This is a genomic window from Thioclava indica (genome assembly GCF_000714545.1).
In the GTDB taxonomy this organism is placed as follows: Bacteria; Pseudomonadota; Alphaproteobacteria; order Rhodobacterales; family Rhodobacteraceae; genus Thioclava; species Thioclava indica.
The window spans coordinates 25,956-45,212 of sequence record NZ_AUNB01000026.1 but is presented as its reverse complement, the minus strand read 5'-3'; the positions used below and the strand labels follow the sequence as shown (position 1 = coordinate 45,212).

The 19,257-nt window shown below is 62.0% G+C and carries 21 protein-coding genes; 17 read left to right on the top strand and 4 right to left on the bottom strand.

Going from position 1 to position 19,257, the window contains the following annotated elements; translation table 11 throughout:
- Window positions 1–1,065, bottom strand: a 1,065-nt coding sequence (locus DT23_RS09405) for a phosphoserine transaminase (protein WP_038130694.1), incomplete at its 3' end; no start/stop codon positions are given.
- A gap of 148 nt (window positions 1,066–1,213) precedes the next feature.
- Between DT23_RS09405 and serB the strand changes: the two genes are divergently transcribed.
- Complete coding sequence (gene serB, locus DT23_RS09400) at window positions 1,214–2,086, top strand: phosphoserine phosphatase SerB (protein WP_038130693.1); 873 nt, start codon at window positions 1,214–1,216, stop codon at window positions 2,084–2,086.
- Here serB and nagA read toward each other — a convergent pair.
- Both nagA and DT23_RS09390 read right to left on the bottom strand, forming a co-directional pair.
- Window positions 2,062–3,204 carry an N-acetylglucosamine-6-phosphate deacetylase gene (nagA, locus tag DT23_RS09395; RefSeq protein WP_038130692.1) on the bottom strand — a complete coding sequence of 381 codons (1,143 nt, stop codon included), beginning with the start codon at window positions 3,202–3,204 and terminating at the stop codon, window positions 2,062–2,064. The two genes, serB and nagA, sit on opposite strands and share 25 nt — an antisense overlap.
- A complete protein-coding gene (locus tag DT23_RS09390; RefSeq protein WP_038130691.1) occupies window positions 3,201–4,013 on the bottom strand; it encodes a glucosamine kinase nucleotide-binding domain-containing protein in 813 nt (270 codons plus the stop codon). The genes nagA and DT23_RS09390 overlap by 4 nt, the downstream gene beginning before the upstream one ends.
- Window positions 4,014–4,146: 133 nt before the next feature.
- Here DT23_RS09390 and DT23_RS09385 point away from each other — a divergent pair, with 133 nt between their 5' ends.
- The 13 genes from DT23_RS09385 to DT23_RS09325 all read left to right on the top strand — a co-directional run bounded on the left by DT23_RS09385 (window position 4,147) and on the right by DT23_RS09325 (window position 16,226).
- A complete protein-coding gene (locus tag DT23_RS09385) occupies window positions 4,147–6,261 on the top strand; it encodes an FAD-dependent oxidoreductase (protein WP_038130708.1) in 2,115 nt (704 codons plus the stop codon).
- The gene (locus DT23_RS09380; protein WP_038130707.1) at window positions 6,258–6,872 is read left to right on the top strand and encodes a CDP-alcohol phosphatidyltransferase family protein; all 615 of its coding nucleotides are present in this window, start codon (window positions 6,258–6,260) and stop codon (window positions 6,870–6,872) included. The genes DT23_RS09385 and DT23_RS09380 overlap by 4 nt, the downstream gene beginning before the upstream one ends.
- Window positions 6,873–6,874: 2 nt before the next feature.
- Window positions 6,875–8,068, top strand: a complete 1,194-nt coding sequence (locus DT23_RS09375; RefSeq protein WP_038130690.1) for an ABC transporter substrate-binding protein — start codon at window positions 6,875–6,877, stop codon at window positions 8,066–8,068.
- The gene (locus DT23_RS09370; protein WP_038130688.1) at window positions 8,065–9,720 is read left to right on the top strand and encodes an ABC transporter permease; all 1,656 of its coding nucleotides are present in this window, start codon (window positions 8,065–8,067) and stop codon (window positions 9,718–9,720) included. The genes DT23_RS09375 and DT23_RS09370 overlap by 4 nt, the downstream gene beginning before the upstream one ends.
- The gene (locus DT23_RS09365) at window positions 9,717–10,355 is read left to right on the top strand and encodes an ATP-binding cassette domain-containing protein (RefSeq protein WP_051697179.1); all 639 of its coding nucleotides are present in this window, start codon (window positions 9,717–9,719) and stop codon (window positions 10,353–10,355) included. The genes DT23_RS09370 and DT23_RS09365 overlap by 4 nt, the downstream gene beginning before the upstream one ends.
- 50 nt (window positions 10,356–10,405) lie before the next feature.
- Window positions 10,406–11,065 carry a hypothetical protein gene (locus DT23_RS18565; protein ID WP_051697178.1) on the top strand — a complete coding sequence of 220 codons (660 nt, stop codon included), beginning with the start codon at window positions 10,406–10,408 and terminating at the stop codon, window positions 11,063–11,065.
- Window positions 11,066–11,211: 146 nt separating this feature from the next.
- Window positions 11,212–11,988 carry a DUF6478 family protein gene (locus DT23_RS09355; RefSeq protein ID WP_038130686.1) on the top strand — a complete coding sequence of 259 codons (777 nt, stop codon included), beginning with the start codon at window positions 11,212–11,214 and terminating at the stop codon, window positions 11,986–11,988.
- Between the two features lie 10 nt (window positions 11,989–11,998).
- Window positions 11,999–12,349, top strand: a complete 351-nt coding sequence (locus DT23_RS09350; protein WP_038130685.1) for a hypothetical protein — start codon at window positions 11,999–12,001, stop codon at window positions 12,347–12,349.
- 76 nt (window positions 12,350–12,425) lie between these two features.
- Window positions 12,426–12,884, top strand: a complete 459-nt coding sequence (locus tag DT23_RS09345) for a RidA family protein (protein ID WP_038130682.1) — start codon at window positions 12,426–12,428, stop codon at window positions 12,882–12,884.
- The gene (locus DT23_RS09340; protein ID WP_038130681.1) at window positions 12,881–13,648 is read left to right on the top strand and encodes a glycerophosphodiester phosphodiesterase family protein; all 768 of its coding nucleotides are present in this window, start codon (window positions 12,881–12,883) and stop codon (window positions 13,646–13,648) included. The genes DT23_RS09345 and DT23_RS09340 overlap by 4 nt, the downstream gene beginning before the upstream one ends.
- Window positions 13,649–13,705: 57 nt before the next feature.
- Window positions 13,706–14,869: a GNAT family N-acetyltransferase gene (locus DT23_RS09335; RefSeq protein ID WP_038130679.1), complete on the top strand. Its 1,164-nt coding sequence runs from the start codon at window positions 13,706–13,708 to the stop codon at window positions 14,867–14,869.
- A gap of 43 nt (window positions 14,870–14,912) precedes the next feature.
- Window positions 14,913–15,767, top strand: a complete 855-nt coding sequence (locus DT23_RS09330; RefSeq protein WP_038130678.1) for a mechanosensitive ion channel family protein — start codon at window positions 14,913–14,915, stop codon at window positions 15,765–15,767.
- A gap of 96 nt (window positions 15,768–15,863) precedes the next feature.
- Window positions 15,864–16,226: a 4a-hydroxytetrahydrobiopterin dehydratase gene (locus tag DT23_RS09325; protein ID WP_081847051.1), complete on the top strand. Its 363-nt coding sequence runs from the start codon at window positions 15,864–15,866 to the stop codon at window positions 16,224–16,226.
- 42 nt (window positions 16,227–16,268) lie between these two features.
- Here the strand turns inward: DT23_RS09325 and DT23_RS09320 are convergent, their stop codons facing one another.
- Window positions 16,269–16,757 carry a peroxiredoxin gene (locus DT23_RS09320; RefSeq protein WP_038130677.1) on the bottom strand — a complete coding sequence of 163 codons (489 nt, stop codon included), beginning with the start codon at window positions 16,755–16,757 and terminating at the stop codon, window positions 16,269–16,271.
- 82 nt (window positions 16,758–16,839) lie between these two features.
- Between DT23_RS09320 and DT23_RS09315 the strand changes: the two genes are divergently transcribed.
- Genes DT23_RS09315 through DT23_RS09305 form a run of 3 tightly spaced genes read left to right on the top strand, consistent with a single transcriptional unit; the run spans window position 16,840 to window position 19,249 of the window.
- Window positions 16,840–18,042 (top strand): NAD(P)/FAD-dependent oxidoreductase, encoded by a 1,203-nt coding sequence (locus tag DT23_RS09315; protein WP_038130675.1) that lies wholly within the window; start codon window positions 16,840–16,842, stop codon window positions 18,040–18,042.
- Complete coding sequence (gene rsmD, locus DT23_RS09310) at window positions 18,039–18,602, top strand: 16S rRNA (guanine(966)-N(2))-methyltransferase RsmD (RefSeq protein ID WP_038130674.1); 564 nt, start codon at window positions 18,039–18,041, stop codon at window positions 18,600–18,602. Before DT23_RS09315 ends, rsmD begins: the two co-directional genes overlap by 4 nt.
- Window positions 18,599–19,249 (top strand): HAD family hydrolase, encoded by a 651-nt coding sequence (locus DT23_RS09305; protein ID WP_038130672.1) that lies wholly within the window; start codon window positions 18,599–18,601, stop codon window positions 19,247–19,249. Before rsmD ends, DT23_RS09305 begins: the two co-directional genes overlap by 4 nt.
- Window positions 19,250–19,257: the final 8 nt, after the last annotated feature.

Below are 19,257 nucleotides of genomic sequence, written 5' to 3'. Positions count from 1 at the left end.
CGAGCCACACCAGATCCGCAGACCTGCGGGCGCGTCACGATAGGCGCCAAGATCAAGACCGACGCCCTCTTTTTCCAGACGCTTGGCAACGGCTTTGGCAAATGCCGCGCCGTCTTTGATACGGGTATCGGTGAACTTCACGCAAACGCTGGTGGTCGAGGCGGTCGCCGGGTCATTGGCGAGATTCGCGATCCAGTCGCGCGCATCGCAGAAATCCCAGACGGTTTTCGCATTCGCCGTGGCGCGATCCACAAGGCCCTTGAGCCCGCCAATGGATTTCGCCCATTTCAGCGACACTAGGTAGTCTTCGACGCACAACATCGAGGGCGTGTTGATGGTTTCACCTACAAAGATGCCTTCGATCAGCTTGCCGCCTTTGGTCATGCGGAAGATTTTCGGCAGCGGCCAAGCGGGGCTGTAGCTTTCCAAACGTGCAACGGCGCGGGGCGACAGGACCAGAACGCCGTGGCCGCCTTCGCCGCCCAGTACTTTCTGCCATGAGAAGGTGGTCACATCGAGCTTGTCCCAAGGCAGATCCATCGCAAACGCGGCGCTGGTGGCGTCACAGATCGTCAGCCCTTCGCGATCCGCCGGAATTGCATCGCCATTCGGGACGCGCACGCCAGAGGTGGTGCCGTTCCAGGTGAACACGACATCGGTGTTGAAATCGACCTGCGTAAAATCAACGATATCGCCATACTCGGCAGTCTTGGTTTCAGCGTCGATCTTGAGCTGTTTGACCACATCGGTCACCCAGCCAGCGCCAAAGCTTTCCCAAGCGCACATCGTCGCCTTGCGTTCGCCAAGCAGCGACCACATCGCCATTTCCACAGCGCCGGTATCAGAGGCAGGCACGATGCCGATGCGGTAATCCGCCGGGATGCCCAGAATTTCGCGAGTGGCTTCGATCGCCTCTTTCAGCTTGGCTTTGCCGATAGCGGCACGGTGCGAGCGACCCAAGGGCGCGTCGGACAGCATGTCGAGGGAGAAACCGGGGATCTTCGTGCAAGGGCCCGAAGAAAAACGCGGATTGGCCGGGCGCGCTGCCGGAGCTTGAATAGCCATTGCTGGTATCCTTTCAGATATGTGCCCTTCGTTGGGGAAGGGTGTCCCGCTGCCGCAGATACGCGCGGTGCCCCTCTGGCGCAAGAGGGAAAATTCGTCTAATGCGCCGCATCACGTCCCGGATACGACATTTCCCACAGGAGCGCGCATGTTCACCGCCACGCTGATCGCCGACCCGTCGCAGGCCAATCTGGATCAGGCCACGCTGGATGCGCTCTGCGGCGCGTGGGGGGGCGGCGATGCGCGTTGGCTCAACCCCAATGTCGCCGCCGAGTTCTCCTGCGACACGGTGCCGCGCAATGCCGCGCAGGCTTGGGAAGGCTTGCAGGGGCTGGGTGTCGATCTGGTGGTGCAGCCCAGCGAAGGGCGGCGAAAGCAGATGTTGCTGGCCGATATGGACAGCACGATGATCCAGCAGGAATGTATCGACGAGCTGGCCGATGTGGCCGGCGTCGGGGCGCGGGTCAAGGATATCACCGCGCGGGCGATGAATGGCGAATTGGACTTTGAGGGGGCGTTGACGGAACGGGTCGGCTTGCTCAAAGGGTTGCCCGATAGCGTGATCGAAGAGGTCATCGAAACGCGGATCAGCTTCATGCCGGGCGGGCATGATCTGCTGGCGACGATGAAGGCGAACGGGGCGTATTGCGCGCTGGTATCGGGGGGATTTACCGCCTTTACCGGACATGTCGCCAAGACGCTGGGTTTTGACGAGAACCGTGCGAACACGCTGTTAGTGACGGATGGACATTTGACGGGTGACGTGGCCCGCCCGATCCTTGGGCGTGAGGCGAAGGTACAGGCGTTGCTTGAGATTTCAGATCGGCTCGGGATTGCCCATGGCGACGTTATGGCGGTGGGTGATGGCGCGAATGATCTGGGAATGCTGGGGCTGGCGGGCGCCGGGGTGGCACTGCACGCCAAGCCCTCGGTCGCGGCGCAATGCGACATTCGCATCAATCACGGCGATCTGAGCGCGTTACTGTATATTCAGGGCTATGCGGTGACGGATTTCGCCTGACCGCCTTGCCAAACGCGGGTGAGCGCCCAGTTTTCATCGAAATGCACCAGATCGGCGGGGAAGCCCGGCGCGATCCGGCCCAATGGCGCGCCAATTGCTTGCGCGGGGATGCGGGTGGCCATGGCGAGGGCGCGCTCGGGTGCGACACCGACCGTCTCGATCATGTAGCGGATCGCTTGGGGCAGCGACAGATCGGCCCCGGCCAACGTGCCGTCTTGCAACCGAAGCGCGCCGTTCTGACGCAAGATTCTGCGCCCGGCCAAGTCAAATTCCGCCATGTTAGAGCCTGCACAGGCCATCGCATCGCTCACCAGGAACAGATCGCCCCGCTGTTTAGCCGCCAGTGCGAGGCGGATCGTTTCGGGATGCACATGGATGCCATCAGCGATCAGCCCCGCCGATACTGGCAAGGCAAGCGCCGCGCCGACCAGACCGGGGGTGCGGCTGCTAAGCTGGCTCATCGCGTTGAACAGATGGGTAACCATATGCGCGCCGGCCTCCACTGCGCTCTGGGCTTGCTCGAAACTGCACTCGGAATGGCCGAGGCTGACGATAATCCCGCCATCAGACAGCCGCGCGATCTGCTCGGGCGTAGCCGAGGCGGGCGAGAGCGTGACGATTAGCGCGGGCAGGCCGGTTTTGGCCTCTAGCAGCAGCTCGATATCGCCCTCATCCATCGGGCGGATCAGGCCGGGCGGGTGGCAACCGGGGCGCTTAGGGTCAAGATGGGGACCTTCCAGATGCAGCCCGGCGAAGCCCGGCACGCGGCCAACGGCGGTCACGCCCGCCGCCAGCACGGTTTGCGTCGCGGCAAAACTGTCGGTGATCAGCGTCGGCAGGATCGACGTCGCGCCAAGGCCAGCATGCGCGGCGCAGATCGTGGCAAGGCGATCTTGCGTCACATCGCCGTCCAGCATCACGCCGCCACCGCCATTGACTTGCAGATCGACCAAACCGGGAGCAAGCACGCCATCGGGCAGCGCGATGGTGTCGCCCGAGGGGACCTCGGTCAGCGGCAAAATCGCTGTAATTCGACCCTGTTCCAGCACAATTGCGTGGTTTTCAAGCATCTCGGACCCGTCAAAAACGCGCGCGGCTTCGATTATAAGTTGGCTCATGTTCGACCCTCCATCGCCATCGCCAAGGCCCCGTCAAGCGATGTCCCCAATGGCTCCTGCGCGGGCCAGTCCGGCAGCGCCAGTAACTTGCCCAATCCGCCGATCCAAGTCACCGGCAGCGGGGATTCGGGTTGCAGCAGGGTGATCGCCGCGCGAATTTCGGCCTCGGCCTGATCGCGGATCTCGTAAGCGGCGGTATCATCAGAATTGAGCACACGCGGCGCGTATGCCGCCCAATCGGCGGCGGTGGCGCGCAGACTGAAGGCAATCAGCCCCGCGCGACCGTCCCATTCGCTGAGCGCATCGCGCAAAAGCGGCGTGATCTCACAAAATCCATCCGACGCGCGCGCGGCGGCCATCCCAAGCGCGCGACCGATCCACGCCCCCGAGCCCTCATCGCCCAAACGCAGCCCCCAGCCCCCAATCGAATGGATCACGCCCCCCATCTGGCGCGCAAAAACCGAGCCGGTGCCGATCGCCGCGACGATCCCGTCGCCCGTGCCCAGCGCGCCCCGCACCGAGGTGGTCACATCTTGCACCACGCGTGCCTGAAACGGGAGTTGCGCGGCAAGCGCCTCGGCGGCGTCGCCGAGATTCGCGCCTGCAAGCCCGAGAACTGCGCGCATATCGGCTATCTCGACGCCCGCCATCGCCTCATCGCAAGCGGTGCGAATATTGTGCGTAGCGCTTGCGAGGTCGCTTGCGATATTGGCCGGACCTGCCGATCCCCGCCCAATAATGCGCCCCGTTTTATCCGCCAGAACCGCGCGACATCCGCTGCCGCCGCCGTCGAGTCCAAGAAAATGCATCCCTGCCTCCATTTATTGCGTAACACTGTCAAAGCCACGCGATGAGCGAAAGAGTGTAACGAAATGCACCATTGAAACGTCTTGGGAAAGTAGCCTCTGGGCTTTATCACTAAAACGACACATGCGGGGACCGATGCGCAAACCTATTATATTCGCGGCACTGATCGTGGTGGCTGTCATAGCGACCTTTATTGTGGCCGATCCGAGCCCGGATTCGCTGCGCAATTTGCGCGACGGTTTGCGGGGGTGGCAAGCGAGCTATCCGCTGGCGCTGCCGCTGGGGTTTTTCGTTCTTTACGTCGCAATTGCGGCTCTATCCTTGCCGTTTGCGCTGTGGATGACGCTGCTGGGCGCGGCCTTGTTCGGATTCTGGCAAGGGTTGGTGTTGATCTCGTTTGCCTCGTCTATCGGGGCGCTTCTGGCGTTCTTGGTGGGCCGTTATCTGATGCGTGACTGGGTTCGCGGCAAGCTGGGCAATCGGTTGGGCGCGATCGAAAAGGGCGTGGCGCGCGATGGGGCGTTTTATCTGTTTTCCTTGCGGCTGATCCCCGTCGTGCCGTTCTTCGTGATCAACCTTGCCTTTGGGTTGACGCAGATGAAGGCGTTGCGGTTCTACATTATTTCGCAGTTGGGGATGTTGCCGGGCACGGTGGTTTACGTGGCCGCCGGCGCGCAGCTTGGGCAGCTTAACAGTCTGTCGGGCATCTTGTCGCCGGGGTTGCTGGGGGCGTTTGTGTTGCTCGCGATTTTCCCGTGGATCGCGCGGGCAGGCTTGCGCATCGTAGCGCGCCGCCGGGCCTATCGTGGCTTTACGCGCCCGAAAAGCTTTGATCGCAATCTCACGGTGATTGGCGCGGGAGCGGCGGGGCTGGTGGCGTCTTATGTCGCAGCGCAAGCCAAGGCGAAGGTGACGCTGGTTGAGCAGGCGCAAATGGGCGGCGATTGCCTGAATTCCGGCTGCGTTCCGTCCAAAGCACTGATTGCCTCGGGCCGTGCGGCCGCGAATGCGAGCGCCGGGGCAGCGTTGGGTGTCAGCAGTGAACCTGTGGTGGATTGGTCGCGCGTGACGGCGCGGATTTCCGAGGTGATCGCGACGATTGCGCCCAACGACTCGGTCGAGCGCTATGAGGGCTTGGGCGTGGATGTGCGGCGCGGTCATGCCACGCTGATCGACCCCTGGACCGTCGAGATGGACGGCCAGCGCTGGTCCAGCCGCGCGATTGTGCTGGCGACAGGGGCCGCGCCGGTGATCCCGCCCTTGCCGGGGCTGGATCAGGTCGAGCCGCTGACCTCGGAAACGCTTTGGGCGGCGCTGGCTGCGCGCCCCGCCCCGCCCGAGCGGATGGTCATTTTGGGTGGCGGACCGATTGGCTGTGAGTTGGCGCAGGCGATTGCGCGGCTGGGCGGTGGTGTGACGCTGATCGAAGCGGCGGACCGGTTGGTGGAGCGCGAAGAGCCTGAGGTCTCGGACGCGCTGCAAGCGGCGCTACGCCATGACGGTGTGGACGTGAAAGCCGGTGCGAAAGCGATGCAATTTGGTGTCGATGGCGACAAATGGGTCGAGTTGGACGATGGCACGCGGATCGCATTTGACATGCTACTGGTCGCTGTGGGCCGGCGCGCGCGGCTTGAGGGGTATGGTCTGGAAGAGCTAGGTATTCGCACCGATCGGGTGATTGAAACCAACGAATACCTTGAGACGCTGCTGCCCAATATCCTTGCGGCGGGCGATGTGGCGGGGCCGTTGCAGCTGACCAATGCGGCCGGGCATCAGGGCTGGATCGCGGCGGCGAATGCGCTTGCGGCTCCGTTCTGGCGGTTCAAGGCGGCTTCGGCACCGATTCCGGCGGCGGTTTTCACAGCGCCCGAAGTTGCGCGTGTCGGGTTAACCGTGGCGGAAGCCGAGGCGCAGGAGATCGCGCATGAAGTTGTGCGCTATCCGCTGGGCGATCTGGACCGCGCCATCACTGAGGGCGCGCGCGAGGGGTTTGTGCAGATCATTACGGCGAAAGGCTCGGATAAGATTTTGGGCGCGACCGTTTTGGGCGATCATGCGGGCGAAATCCTCGCCGAAGTCACGCTCGCGATGCGTCACAAGCTGGGGCTGGGCAAGATCCTGTCCACGCCCCATATCTATCCAAGCTGGTCGGAAGCTGCCAAAAACGCGGCCGGACGCTGGCGGCAGGGGCATGTGAACCCGCGCATGTTGGCGCTGGCAAGTCGGTTCATGACATGGAGGCGCGGATGATTGATGCAGCACTCTTACCGCTTCAGCGCGCGATGTTGCGCTCACCTGCCGCGGCGCTGGCTGCGCGGGGCGTGCGCGCCGATCAGGTAACGGTTACGGGGTTTGCGATCGGGCTGTTGGCGATACCGGCGCTGGCGATGCAGGCCTATTGGCTGGCGCTGGTGCTGATATTGCTCAATCGTTTGGCGGATGGTCTGGACGGGGCCATCGCGCGGATTAACGGGCCGACGGATCGCGGGGCTTTCCTTGATATCGCGCTTGATTTTGTGTTTTACGCGCTGATCCCGGTCGGGTTTGCGCTGGCCGATCCGGCGCGCAATGCGCTGGCGGCCAGCGTGTTGATCGCGGCTTTTGTCGGCAGCGGGTCCAGCTTTCTGGCCTTTGCTTCGATTGCCGCGAAACGTGAGATGAGCGCGCAAAGCTATCCGAGCAAAGGCATCTACTATCTGGGCGGGCTGACCGAGGGGGCCGAGACGATCTTGTTCTTCGCCGCGATCTGCCTGTTCCCTGCAGCCTTTCCGTTGCTCGCCTATCTGTTCGCGCTGGCCTGCACCCTGACCACGCTCACCCGCTGGCTGATGGGCTGGCGGGCATTTTCCGACACGGAGTAGCTATGAAGAAACTTGTTATCGCGCTGGGTCTTGCGGCGTCTTTTGCGCTGGGCACTCCGGCATTGGCGGATTGGGCGCAGACGCAGGCCGAGGCCAAGGGTCAGACGGTGTATTTCAACGCGTGGGGAGGCGATCCGCGCACCAATGCGTTCATCGATTGGGTGTCAGAGCAGATGCAAGCGCGTCACGGCGTTACTGTGGAACAGGTAAAGCTAAGCGATACGGCCGAGGCGGTCTCGCGCGTGCAGGCTGAAAAGGCGGCAGGCAAGGATAGCGGTGGCGCGGTTGATCTGATCTGGATCAACGGTCCGAATTTTCTGGCGATGAAACAGGCGGGGCTGTTGGCGGGGCCGTTTCTGACCGATCTGCCGAATGCGAAATATCTTGATCTTGCGCCGGGGTCGGCGGCGACAACGGATTTTACCGTGCCCACCGAGGGCTATGAAAGCCCGTGGCGGCTTGCGAAATTCGTCTTTGCCTATGACGGGGATCGGGTGAGCGACTTGCCTAAGGACATGGCGGGCCTCGGCGCTTGGGCGGGCGCACATCCGGGGCGTTTCACCCACCCGAATCCGGCGAATTTTATGGGCGCGACCTTTCTGAAACAGGCTTTGGTCGAGATGGCTCCAGATCCGGCAGCCTTGGCAGCCCCCGTCACCGATGCGAGCTATGCCAAGGAAACCGCGCCGCTTTGGGCGTGGTATGACGCGCTGCGTCCGAATATGTGGCATCAGGGCCGAGATTTCCCCGAGAATGAAAGCGCGCAAGCCCAGCTTTTGGCCGATGGAGAGACTGATTTCGCGATGTTCCTCGATCCGGCGGCCCCGGCTGCGATGATCGGGCAACAGGTCTTGCCGCCCAGCGTGCGCGTTTGGGTGCCCGAGGATGGCTCGATCGGAAACATGTCTTTCGTGGCTATTCCCTATAACGCGGCGCATCGTGCGGGGGCCGAATTGGTGGCGAATTTCCTGCTTGATCCGGCAACGCAGGCGCATATGCAAAATATCGACGTATTGGGCAGCTATGCGGTGCTCGATCCGGACAAATTGGATGACGCGGCCAAGGCGGCGTTTGCGGCTTTGCCGACCGCTCCGGCGCTGCCCACGCTTGCCGATTTGGGGCCGACCCTGCCCGAGCCGCATCCAAGCTGGATGACGCGGATCACCGAAGATTGGGCCAAGCGCTACACGAAATGATCGCTGCCCGCGCCCTGTTCCTATTGCTGTTTGGCGCGCCAATTTTTGTTGGCGTGGGCCTTACGCTTGGCGCGGCTCTGGGCTGGCAGCCGGGGATCGGGCGGTTTGATTTGGGCTGGCGAGGCTTTGCGCAAGCGTTTGCCCTGCCCGGTTTTTCCAGCAGCTTGCGGCTGACGCTTGTCACCGGGCTTGGGGCAACGTTAGGGTCGCTTTTGGTCTCTGTTCCGCTGGGTATGTGGCTGGTGAGCAAAGCAGGCGCGGTGCGGTTTCTGACGCCGCTTTTAGCGGTTCCCCATGCTGCGCTGGCGATTGGGCTGGCGTTCTTGCTCGCTCCTTCGGGCTGGGCGGCGCGGCTGATCTCACCTTGGGCCACGGGCTGGGATTTGCCGCCTGCGTTTGTCACGGTGGGCGATCCTTGGGGCGTGACGCTGATCCTTGGGCTGATGCTGAAAGAGGTGCCGTTTCTGGTGCTCGCGACGTTGGTCGCCGCCGGGCCGCGCGATATTGGCGGACAGATGGCGGCTGGGCGTGCGCTGGGCTATCCGCGCGGGCAGGTCTGGCGGCTGATGATCTGGCCGCAGCTTTACCCCGCGCTGCGCCTGCCGGTTTTGATTGTGCTGGGGTTTTCGCTATCGGTGGTGGATATGGCGCTGGTGTTGGGGCCGTCGAACCCGCCGGTGATGGCTGTGCAGATTTTGCGGCTGTTTGGCGCGCCCGATCCGGCGATGGCGCAGCCTGCCTCTGCGATGGCGGTGATTTTGCTGGGGGTCATGGCGGCGAGTCTGCTGGCGTGGCTGGCGGGGGAGCGGTTGGTGGCAGCGCTAGGTCGCGTCTGGCTGCGTAGGGGGCGGCGGGGGCATAGTGGCGCGCAGGTGATGGGGCCGTTGGTGGCAATAATCGTTGCAGGCTTGGGGATCGGTGCGCTGGGCGCGCTGTTGCTGTGGAGCGTGGCAACGTTTTGGCGCTTTCCAAACGCACTGCCGAGCGGGTTTTCGATGCGGCTTTGGGACGCCGCCGATTGGGTCGGACCGGCGCTCCTCACGCTGGGTTTGGCAGTTGCAGGCACGACGATTGCGCTATGTTTGGCTCTATTTTGGCTGGAAATCGAGGACCGAACGCAGAGGAGGTTGCATCTGGGATGGATGATCGCGCTGCCCCTGTTGCTGCCCCAGATCGGGTTTCTGCAGGGGCTGACGACGGGGTTCCTATGGCTGGGCCTGCCGCCCGGAACGCCGGCGGTGATTTGGGCTGAACTGCTGTTCGTGTTTCCCTATGTGATGATCGCGCTGGCAGGGCCTTGGCGGGCGCTTGACCCTGCCTTGATGGCAAGCGCCGCTAGCCTTGGCGCGGGGCCATTGCGGCGGCTTTTGGCGGTAAAGCTGCCGATGCTGGCCGCCCCGATTGCGATGGCGGCAGCGATTGGCGTTGCGGTGTCGGTGGCGCAATATCTTGCCGTTCTGCTGCCCGGCGCGGGGCGGGTGCAGGTGCTTGCGACCGAGGCCGTGGCGCTGGCCTCTGGCGCGGATCGACGCTTGGCGGCGATCATGGCGCTGATGCAGGCGGCGCTGCCGCTGATCGGCTATCTTTTGGCTTTGGCGCTGCCGCTTTGGTTGTATCGCAATCGGCGCGGGCTGCGGGGGGGAACGCTATGAGTTTAGAGCTAAGCAATGTGAGCCTGATCGCGCCGGGGGCAGAGGCGGCTTTGTTCGCGCCGCTCTCGCTATCGGTTGCGCCCGGCGAAACGGTCTGCGTGATGGGGCCATCGGGCGTGGGAAAATCCAGCCTGATCGCGCATATCGGCGGACATCTGCCGCGCGGGTTTCGTACGACCGGGACGATCACGCTTAATGGGGGTGATTTGGGGGCGTTACCTGCCGAAAAACGCGGTGTTGGGGTCTTATTTCAAGACGCGCAGCTGTTTCCCCATCTGTCGGTGGGCGACAATCTTGCCTTTGGTTTGCGCGCAGAGGTACGTGGACGCGCGGCGCGGCGTGAAGCTGTGGCAAATGCGCTGGAGCAAGCCGGGCTGGCGGGGTTTGAAACCCGCGATCCGGCAACGCTTTCGGGCGGGCAGCGGATGCGGGTGGCGCTGATGCGGGCGCTGCTGGCACAGCCGTACGCGATTCTGATCGACGAGGCGTTTGCGCGCCTTGATACGGGGTTGCGAGAAGACATCCGCGCCTTTGTGCTGAGCCATATTGCCGCATCTGCAATTCCCGCGCTGATGGTTAGCCATGATGAACAAGACGCGCTAGCCGCCGATCGGGTGCTGCATCTGGCGCGATAAACCCGCGGTCAGGCTTGCGAGCTACGCTGCAACATTCTATCTGTTTTGCCATGTTAGTCAGCTTCACGCCCGTCAATCGCCTCTCCCTGTTCAAGCCGATAATTGCGGCCTCGCTTGCGTTGATGCTGGCAGGCTGCGTGCCCACCGGAATGGGCAGCACGCAAGTGGGTCAGGCGCGCACGACTTTGGCGGAGGGCGCGTTGACCATCGCTGCGCCCAAAGGCTGGTGCGTTGACCCCAAGTCGCGAAGCGATCAACGCAATGGCGGGTTCGTCTTGTTTGGCAATTGCGCCGCGATTTCGGGCAATCCTAACGACGCGCGCGCGTCCGAGCCTGCCCTGCTAAGCGCGACAGTGGGGCCACCCACGGTCAAGGATGAAAACGGCAAGCTTAGTCATGATCGGCTGAAGCGGATGGAGACATTCTTTCGTTCGGATATCGGGCGCGCGGCGCTGTCGCGATCTGGCGAGAGCGCTGACGTGAAAATCCTGCACTCCGAGATTTCGCAGGATATGTTGTTGCTGAATATTCAGGATCGCTCGCGAAGTGGCGGACCGCCGGTGGCGCAGGTTTATTTGCGTGCGATCGCTGATCTGGGGGGGCGCATCACGGCGCTTTCTGTCATGCCGCTGAAAGATGGAGAGATGAGTGCCGGGGCGCAAAAGACCCTGATTACGCGCTTTGCCGAGGCTATACGAAGAGCGAATTAAGAGGGACGAGGGCCGTTCATCAGGAAACTGTTGAAGAATTTTCCGATTTATGTCCCGAAATGCCCTTTCGCGTAAAGAAACGATAAGAAATAACTGTTTCGATATTGGAAATTGACGCGCCTGCGGGCGATGAAACTTGGATTAGGATGGCAAAGACACCGCGAAGCTCCTTTCTTGACCGTGTGGTTCAGCGGCGCGCTTTGGCGCGGTGGCGCGAGGCTGCGCGGGCTGCGGGCAGTCTGAGCTTGGCGCAACTGCCGCTGTTGCGCTCGGATGCACGCGCGCTGCGCCGTGAAATCGACGCCGTGCTGCATCAGGTTGAAGGGCGGATGCAACTGCCCCGGATTGGGGCTGATTCGGTGCCTGCGCCGGCGACCAGCGACTGGACGTGGCGCCCCGAGCTATGGCGTGGTCCGGTGTCGCCCTTTGGGGTGGCGGGGGCAGAAAACCGGGCGCAACTGGGCCGGGAGCTGACCCTGTTTCACGACTGCTCCGAATCCGAAATCACGCTGCGCCAGATCCGTAACCGCCACGAAACCGATCTTGCGCCGTTTGCGCTGCGCATGGATGTGTTTCGCTTTGGCGGCTCGTTCCTGTCTTTCGCGTTGGATCTGCCCGAGACCGCATTGCGCGGGCTGCACCTGAACCATCTTGTGCGCCTTGATCTAAAGCTGGAGCTAGAGCGCCCGCTTGAGATTTTCTGCCGCCTCAACATCAAGCACGGCCCTAATAACGAGCAACTCGTGCGCGAGATGCCCCTGTCGCAGGGGGATAGCTTTGTGGAATTTGATCTCGCCTATACGCGGATGAACGAAAAGCGACTGGAAAAGGCGTGGGTCGACATCATTTTTGAACGCCCCGCGATGAACCAGATCGTGCTGCGCGACATGACGTTCGCGCGCTATCCGCGCGCTGATATATAAGGGGTTTGCCATGCTGGAAATGACGCGCATGCGGGCTGGTCACTGGGAGGCGATCTGTCATCAGGAGGCCGCGCCGGATCTGGAAGTGCTGCATCTGGGTCAGGTGCTGGACGGGCTGACGGTAACTGGCTCGGCAGGGGAATGGCAGGTCTCGCAGCCGGTCCCCGCAGAACTGCTGTCGGACGGGGTTTTGAGCTTTGTTGTGCGCGATTGCGCCAGTGGTGCAGAGGTTGCGCATTTCACGATTGTGGCAGGCGAACCTCTGGCCGATGATCTGCGCGCCGAGATCGACTTGTTGCGTGCCGAGTTGGACCTGTTGAAACAAGCGTTCCGCCGTCATTGCGCCGAGAGCGAGGCGTAAATCCCGCCGCGTGGTTTTGACCTTGCGAGCGGCGCGGCGCGCGCCTAGCCTCCGGCGCAAATTCATGGAGACGATAATGGCGAAAATCGAAGCACGACTGGAAGAACTCGGGATCACTTTGCCTGCGGCCCCTGCACCTGCGGCGAACTATGTGCCCTTCGTGCAAAGTGGCAATTTGCTGTATGTCTCGGGGCAGATTTCAAACGGACCAGACGGGCTGATCTTGGGGCGTCTTGGTGCAAGCATGGACGCCGATGAGGGTGCCACCGCGGCACGGTTTTGCGGGCTGGCGCTGATTGCGCAGGCCAAGGCGGCGCTGGGCGATCTGGACCGCGTGACGCGGGTGGTCAAGCTGACCGGATTCGTCAACTGTACGCCCGATTTTACCGAGCAACCCAAGGTCGTGAACGGCTGTTCCGATCTGATGGTCGAGGTATTCGGTGATGCCGGGCGTCACGCGCGTGCCGCCGTGGGTGCGCCAAGCCTGCCGCTGGGCGTTGGCGTTGAAATCGAGGCGATTTTCGAGGTCGAATGATGGCGCTGCATCCTGCGTTTCTGACCCAGCCGCTGGCACATCGCGCGCTGCATGACAAATCGGCGGGTCGCCCTGAAAACAGCCTTGCAGCGATGCGCGCGGCGATTGCGGCGGGCTACGGGATCGAGCTTGATCTGCAACCCTCGGCCGATGGTAAAGTGATGGTATTTCACGATTACGGCCTACATCGGCTGACCGGAGAAACCGGTCCTGTGAAAGGGCGCAGCGCGGCGGAGCTGTCGAAAATCGTGCTGACTGGCGGGGATGAGGGCATTCCCACGCTTGCCGAAGTGCTGGCGCTGGTGAACGGGCGCGCGCCGCTGCTGATTGAGATCAAGGATCAGGATGGCGCGATGGGCCCCGATGTCGGCTCGCTTGAGGTCGCCGCGGCGGAGTTGTTGCGCGATTACGCGGGGCCGCTGGCCGTGATGTCGTTCAATCCGTATTCGATCGCGGCGTTTTCTAAAGCGGCCCCAGAGATTTGCGTCGGGCTGACAACATCAGCCTATAAAGCGCAGGATTGGCAGCTACTGCCCGCCGCGCGGCGCGAGGAATTGCGGGCAATCCCTGATTTCGACGCCCTGAATGCGCAGTTTATCTCGCATGAGGCAAAGGATCTGGATTCTTCTCGCGTGGCGGAACTCAAGGCGCGCAATGTGCCGGTGTTGTGCTGGACGATCCGCTCGCTGGAGGCCGAAACGCAGGCGCGCCGCGTCGCCGATAACGTCACCTTCGAGGGGTATCTTTCGCCCCTGCCCGCTTGACCAAAAGACGGCTCGCCCCAAGTTCAGCGAAAGACCTCGCAGCCCCCGATAGGTGCCATGGATCAAGGCGTTGAAATCACGCTTTATTCGGATATTTCCGAAATAAGCGAAACAGATTGGAATGCCTGCGCCTGCCCTGAGGGCGGGCGGGCGCTTGATCCGTTTACAACACATCGCTTTCTGGCCGCGCTGGAAGCGTCGGGCTCGGTCGGACCGGGCACGGGCTGGGACGCGCGCCATCTGGTCGCGAAGATTGAGGGTCGGGTGATCGGCGTCGCGCCGCTTTACGTCAAAAGCCACTCGCAAGGCGAATATGTATTCGATCACGGCTGGGCAGATGCGTTCGAGCGGGCAGGAGGGCGCTATTACCCCAAGCTACAATGCGCGGTGCCATTTACGCCGGTGACGGGGCGGCGTTTGCTGGTTCTGCCGGGGCTTGAAGAGATCGGTCGCAAGGCGCTGCTGGCGGGCATGGCGCAAATTGCCGAGGGGGCGGGCGTGTCGTCGGTCCACATGACCTTTTGCACGCAACCAGAAATGGAGGCCGCTGACGACGCCGGATGGCTGGCGCGCATCGGTCAGCAATTTCACTGGATCAATCGCGGCTACGGCAGTTTTGACGATTTCCTCGGCGATCTCTCGTCGCGCAAACGCAAGGCCCTGCGCAAAGAGCGCGCGCGCGCGCAGGATTTCGGCGGACAGATTGTGCAGCTTACGGGAGATGATATTCGCCCCGAGCATTGGGATGCGTTCTGGACGTTTTACCAAGATACCGGCAGCCGAAAATGGGGCCGCCCCTATCTGACGCGGGCTTTTTTCGACGCGCTGCATGAGATGCGCGACGATGTGCTGCTGGTGCTGGCGCTGCGGGATGGGCGGCCGATTGCAGGAGCGCTGAATATCATCGGGCGTGAGGCGCTGTTCGGGCGCTATTGGGGGTGCATCGAAGATCACTCCTATCTGCATTTCGAACTATGCTATCATCAGGCCGTCGATTGGGCGATTGCGCATGGATTGCAAAGGGTTGAAGCCGGAGCACAGGGCGAGCACAAGCTCGCGCGGGGCTATCTGCCCGTGCCGACCTATTCGGCGCATTGGATCGGCCATCCGGGCCTGCGCCACGCTATCGCGGATTATCTTGAAGGCGAACGCGCCGCAGTCGATCAGGATATTGAAATCCTGAATGAAATGGGGCCGTTTCGGGCCAATCGGGAACCCTAATCGGCAACCCGCGTTTGTCACCCAAGAAACTTAGGGGAAATGGATGACTTTGGACGAACTTACGAATGTCAGCGGTTGGCTGACACAAACGCGTATCGACGCGGCGATTCTTGTTGCGGTGAATGTCGTGGCGGCGCTGGTGATCCTGTTGGTCTCTATGGCGGTCTCGTCATGGGCCAAGCGGCGGATCGTATCGCTGTCAAACAACCATCAAAAGCTGGACGATACGCTGTTCGGTTTTCTGGGAAATCTGGCGAAATACCTGATCCTCGGGATCGGGATCATTTTCATCCTCAACCGTTTCGGTATCCAGACGACATCGCTGGCAGCCTTGATCGGTGCCGCAGGTCTGGCCGTGGGTCTGGCGCTGCAGGGGGCGCTGAAGAATCTCGCCGCCGGGGTGATGATCATTATGTTTCGCCCGTTCCGGCAGGGAGACTTCATCGAAGCAGGCAGCGAAAGCGGCACGGTAAGTGAAATCCAGTTGTTTTACACGGTTTTGACGACCTATGACGGGCTGCAGATCATCGTTCCCAATGGCGATATCTGGGCAAGTTCGATCATCAATTACTCGGCCAATTCCACGCGGATGATGGATCTGACGATCGGCGTTGCCTATGACGCGGATCTGAAGAAAACCCAGTCCGTTCTGGAAGAGCTTTCGACCTCGGACCCGCGTGCTTTGTCAGATCCTGCCCCGACAATCCGGGTGAAGGCGCTGGGCGATAGCTCGGTCGATTTCACCTTTCGGGTCTGGGCCAATTCAAGCGATTACTGGGGCTTGCAATCCGAACTGCTGCGCAAGATCAAGGAAGCGTTCGACGCCAACGACATCGGCATTCCCTTCCCGACGCGCACATTGGAAGTTGTGCAGGTGCCGCGTATTGAAACTGCGTAAAAGCCTGCGCAAAACGGGATGCAAAACGGCGCGCTCTAGTCTGGAAGGGCGAGGGGGCGGCACGACATTCAACCGACTGCGATGAGGGAGAGACTGATGACTTCGAAGCTTGACCCCGAAGAACGCAAAGCCCTGCTGCGTGGGCTGGAAGATACCGGCTGGCGCGCGGCAGAAAGCGGTGACGCCCTGATCAAGCGGCTGAAATTCAAAGATTTTTCAGCCGCTTGGGGGTTCATGTCACAGGCTGCGCTTTGCGCCGAGAAGATGGATCACCATCCCGATTGGCGCAACGTCTATAACACGGTGGAAGTCACGCTGACGACGCATGATTGTGGCGGGATAAGCGTGCTTGATATCGAACTGGCACGCGCGCTGGATGCCTTGGTTGACGATCAGGGTGAGGTCGATCGCGATATCGGGCGTCCGATCATGCGTCTTGCCGATGAGGTGCCCGAATAGGCTTTGGTTGGGCGGAGAGCGCAGGCCCTCCGCCACACCGGATCAGATCGCGGCCAATAGGCTTTCGCCTGCCGAAGCCTCGCAGGTGCCGGGGCTTTCCTCGACATGCAACACTTTGACGACGCCATCCTCGACCAGCATCGCATAGCGGCGTGAGCGATTGATCAGACCCGCCGGAGGGGCGCTGAAATCCATGCCAATCGCTTGGGTAAACGCGCCTTCAGCGTCAGCGAGCATGCTCAGACCGGCCTTGGTGGCCCCCGTCGACTCGCCCCAAGCCTGCATCACGAACGGGTCGTTGACGGCGACGCACAGGATCTCGTCCACGCCCTTTTCAGCAAACGCATCTTTGGTGCGCATGAAACTGGGAACATGCGCGGTCGTGCAAACCCCGGTGTAAGCGCCCGGCACGGCAAAGATCACGATCTTGCGGCCCTTCATCTTATCCCCAAGGCTGACATCTTGCGGGCCCTCGGCACCCATCGCGAGGAAGGTAGCGCCGGGAAGGACGTCTCCAGTTGTAATGGTCATCGAAAGCTCCGTTGTTGTCGCGTTGCGTTTATCGCTTGCAACGATATAGGGTCAGGCACGGATTGGGCCAGTGGAGAGTTGCATGAGCGGGATCGTTATTGTCGGAGCGGGTCAGGCGGCAGCCTCAATGGCGGCGAAATTGCGCGCCCTTGGCTATGACGGCGCAATCAGTGTCATCGGCGCAGAGCCCGTGCCCCCCTATCAGCGCCCGCCCCTGTCCAAGGCTTATTTGCTGGGGGAAATGGCGGTCGAGCGATTGACTTTGCGCGCCGATACCTGGTGGGCGGAAAACGATGTAAGCCTGCATCTGAGCACGACGGTAACGGCGATTGATCCGAATGCGCAGGTGGTCACTTTATCGGATGGCGACACTCTCGATTACACCGAATTGGCGCTGTGCACGGGGGCCACGCCCAAACGTTTGCCAGCCGCGATTGGCGGGGCGCTTGGCAATGTGTTTACCGTGCGCAATCTGGCCGATGTCGATGCGATGCGCGCGCTGTTTGTGCCGGGCAAGCGGCTGGTGGTGATTGGCGGCGGCTATATCGGCCTTGAGGCGGCGGCAGTCGCGCGCAAGCTGGGGCTTGAGGTCACGCTGATTGAGGCCGCCCCGCGTATTCTGGGCCGCGTGGCCTGCGCGCAAACGGCGGACGCGATCCGTGAGTTGCATCGCGCCCATGGCGTTGAAATTATTGAAGGCGTGGGCCTGACGCAGTTGACGGGGGATGCGCAGGTCAGCGGAGCGGAGCTGAGTGATGGCCGAAAAATCACTGCCGATTTCGTGATTGTCGGGATTGGCGTGACACCGGATGACGAGATTGCGCGCGAGGCTGGGATTATTTGTGAAAACGGTATTGCGGTGGATTTGCACGGGCGCAGTTCTGACCGCCATATCTGGGCCGCAGGCGATTGCGCTGCGTTTCCAAGCGGCGCGGGCAGACTGCGGCTGGAAAGCGTTGGCAATGCGATCGACATGGGCGAGCTGGTTGCGCAGAACATGCTGGGCGCGGCGTGCGATTATAGTCCCAAACCGTGGTTCTGGTCGGATCAGTTCGACGCCAAGCTGCAAATTGCGGGGCTGAATGCAGGCTATGATCAGGTGATCACGCGGCAGGGCGAAGGCGAGAGTTTCTGGTATTTCCGCGCGGGGCAGTTGATTGCCGTCGATGCGATTTCGGATGCGCGCGCCTACATGATCGGCAAGCGGCTGATCGAAGGCGGCAAGCCTGTCACCCCCGCGCAAGTGGCTGATCCGGACACCGACCTGAAAGCCTTGCTGAAATGAGGATCATCGGCGGCGCGCGCCGTGGATTGAAGCTGGCCGATGTGGGCGCGGGCGATGCGCAAGCGCATTTGCGCCCCACGACAGACCGGGTGCGCGAGAGCATCTTCAACCTGCTGATCAACGGCGGGCATGGCAACCCGCTGCACGAGACCCGCGTGCTTGATCTGTTTGCGGGCACTGGCGCGCTGGGGCTTGAGGCTTTGTCGCGCGGGGCTGCACGGGTCGCTTTTGTCGATGATGGCACGGTCGCGCGCGCTCTGATACGCCAGAACATCGACGCGATGCGCGCGATGGGCGTCACCGATGTCTGGCGGCGCGATGCGACCAAGATGGGGCCATGCCGGGGCGCTGGCTATGACCTGATCTTCCTCGATCCGCCCTATGGGATGGGTCTGGGCGAGCGCGCGATTGCCTCGTGTCTTGAAGGCGGCTGGGTCGCCCCCGGCGCGATGGTGGTCTGGGAAGAAAGCGTGGCACCAATCATCCCCGCCCCATTGGTACAAATCGACCAGCGCCGCTATGGCGACACGCTGGTCACATTGGCAAGGAACCCGGAATGAACGTGCAAGCGGTTTTGTTTGATTGCGACGGGGTGCTGGTGGATAGCGAGCCTGCGACTTTCGATCTTCTTGGCGAGGAACTCGCCGCGCATGGCCTGTCGATGTCGCATGACGAGATGGAGCGCATGTTTATCGGCGGCACCATCGAAGGCGTGGCGCGTCAGGCCCGCGAGATGGGCGCGACGCTGCCTGACGACTGGGTCGAGAGCTATTACATCCGGCTTTACGCGCGGCTGCGCGAGGGGGTTGCGCTGATGCCGGGGATCGCGGATCTGCTGGATCGGCTTGACGCAGCGGGCATCGCCTATGCGGTCGGCTCGAACGGGCGCATGGCCAAGATGGAGGCCACGCTGGGCCAGTATCCCGACATCAAAGCGCGGCTTGAGGGGCGGTTGTTTTCAGGTCAGGACATGGGCTGTCCGAAGCCTGCGCCGGATTTGTATTTACATGCGGCGCGGGCTGTGGGGGCTGATCCAACGGCCTGTGTCGTGATCGAGGACAGTGCAACCGGTGCGCGCGCCGCCAAGAACGCCGGGATGCGTTGTTTGGGCTATGCGCCGCAGGGGGCGAATCCGCGCCTTGCGGCAGAAGGCGCGGAATTGTTCACCGATATGGCGCAGGTGCCAAAATTGATCGGTTTGGGCTGATTTAAGCA

Bases quoted from the DNA above. Each gene is read 5' to 3' on its own strand.
- serB (WP_038130693.1), top strand. From the start codon at position 1,214: ATGTTCACCGCCACGCTGATCGCCGACCCGTCGCAGGCCAATCTGGAT.
- nagA (WP_038130692.1), bottom strand. From the start codon at position 3,204: ATGAGCCAACTTATAATCGAAGCCGCGCGCGTTTTTGACGGGTCCGAG.
- DT23_RS09390 (WP_038130691.1), bottom strand. From the start codon at position 4,013: ATGCATTTTCTTGGACTCGACGGCGGCGGCAGCGGATGTCGCGCGGTT.
- DT23_RS09385 (WP_038130708.1), top strand. From the start codon at position 4,147: ATGCGCAAACCTATTATATTCGCGGCACTGATCGTGGTGGCTGTCATA.
- DT23_RS09380 (WP_038130707.1), top strand. From the start codon at position 6,258: ATGATTGATGCAGCACTCTTACCGCTTCAGCGCGCGATGTTGCGCTCA.
- DT23_RS09375 (WP_038130690.1), top strand. From the start codon at position 6,875: ATGAAGAAACTTGTTATCGCGCTGGGTCTTGCGGCGTCTTTTGCGCTG.
- DT23_RS09370 (WP_038130688.1), top strand. From the start codon at position 8,065: ATGATCGCTGCCCGCGCCCTGTTCCTATTGCTGTTTGGCGCGCCAATT.
- DT23_RS09365 (WP_051697179.1), top strand. From the start codon at position 9,717: ATGAGTTTAGAGCTAAGCAATGTGAGCCTGATCGCGCCGGGGGCAGAG.
- DT23_RS18565 (WP_051697178.1), top strand. From the start codon at position 10,406: ATGTTAGTCAGCTTCACGCCCGTCAATCGCCTCTCCCTGTTCAAGCCG.
- DT23_RS09355 (WP_038130686.1), top strand. From the start codon at position 11,212: ATGGCAAAGACACCGCGAAGCTCCTTTCTTGACCGTGTGGTTCAGCGG.
- DT23_RS09350 (WP_038130685.1), top strand. From the start codon at position 11,999: ATGCTGGAAATGACGCGCATGCGGGCTGGTCACTGGGAGGCGATCTGT.
- DT23_RS09345 (WP_038130682.1), top strand. From the start codon at position 12,426: ATGGCGAAAATCGAAGCACGACTGGAAGAACTCGGGATCACTTTGCCT.
- DT23_RS09340 (WP_038130681.1), top strand. From the start codon at position 12,881: ATGATGGCGCTGCATCCTGCGTTTCTGACCCAGCCGCTGGCACATCGC.
- DT23_RS09335 (WP_038130679.1), top strand. From the start codon at position 13,706: ATGGATCAAGGCGTTGAAATCACGCTTTATTCGGATATTTCCGAAATA.
- DT23_RS09330 (WP_038130678.1), top strand. From the start codon at position 14,913: ATGACTTTGGACGAACTTACGAATGTCAGCGGTTGGCTGACACAAACG.
- DT23_RS09325 (WP_081847051.1), top strand. From the start codon at position 15,864: ATGACTTCGAAGCTTGACCCCGAAGAACGCAAAGCCCTGCTGCGTGGG.
- DT23_RS09320 (WP_038130677.1), bottom strand. From the start codon at position 16,757: ATGACCATTACAACTGGAGACGTCCTTCCCGGCGCTACCTTCCTCGCG.
- DT23_RS09315 (WP_038130675.1), top strand. From the start codon at position 16,840: ATGAGCGGGATCGTTATTGTCGGAGCGGGTCAGGCGGCAGCCTCAATG.
- rsmD (WP_038130674.1), top strand. From the start codon at position 18,039: ATGAGGATCATCGGCGGCGCGCGCCGTGGATTGAAGCTGGCCGATGTG.
- DT23_RS09305 (WP_038130672.1), top strand. From the start codon at position 18,599: ATGAACGTGCAAGCGGTTTTGTTTGATTGCGACGGGGTGCTGGTGGAT.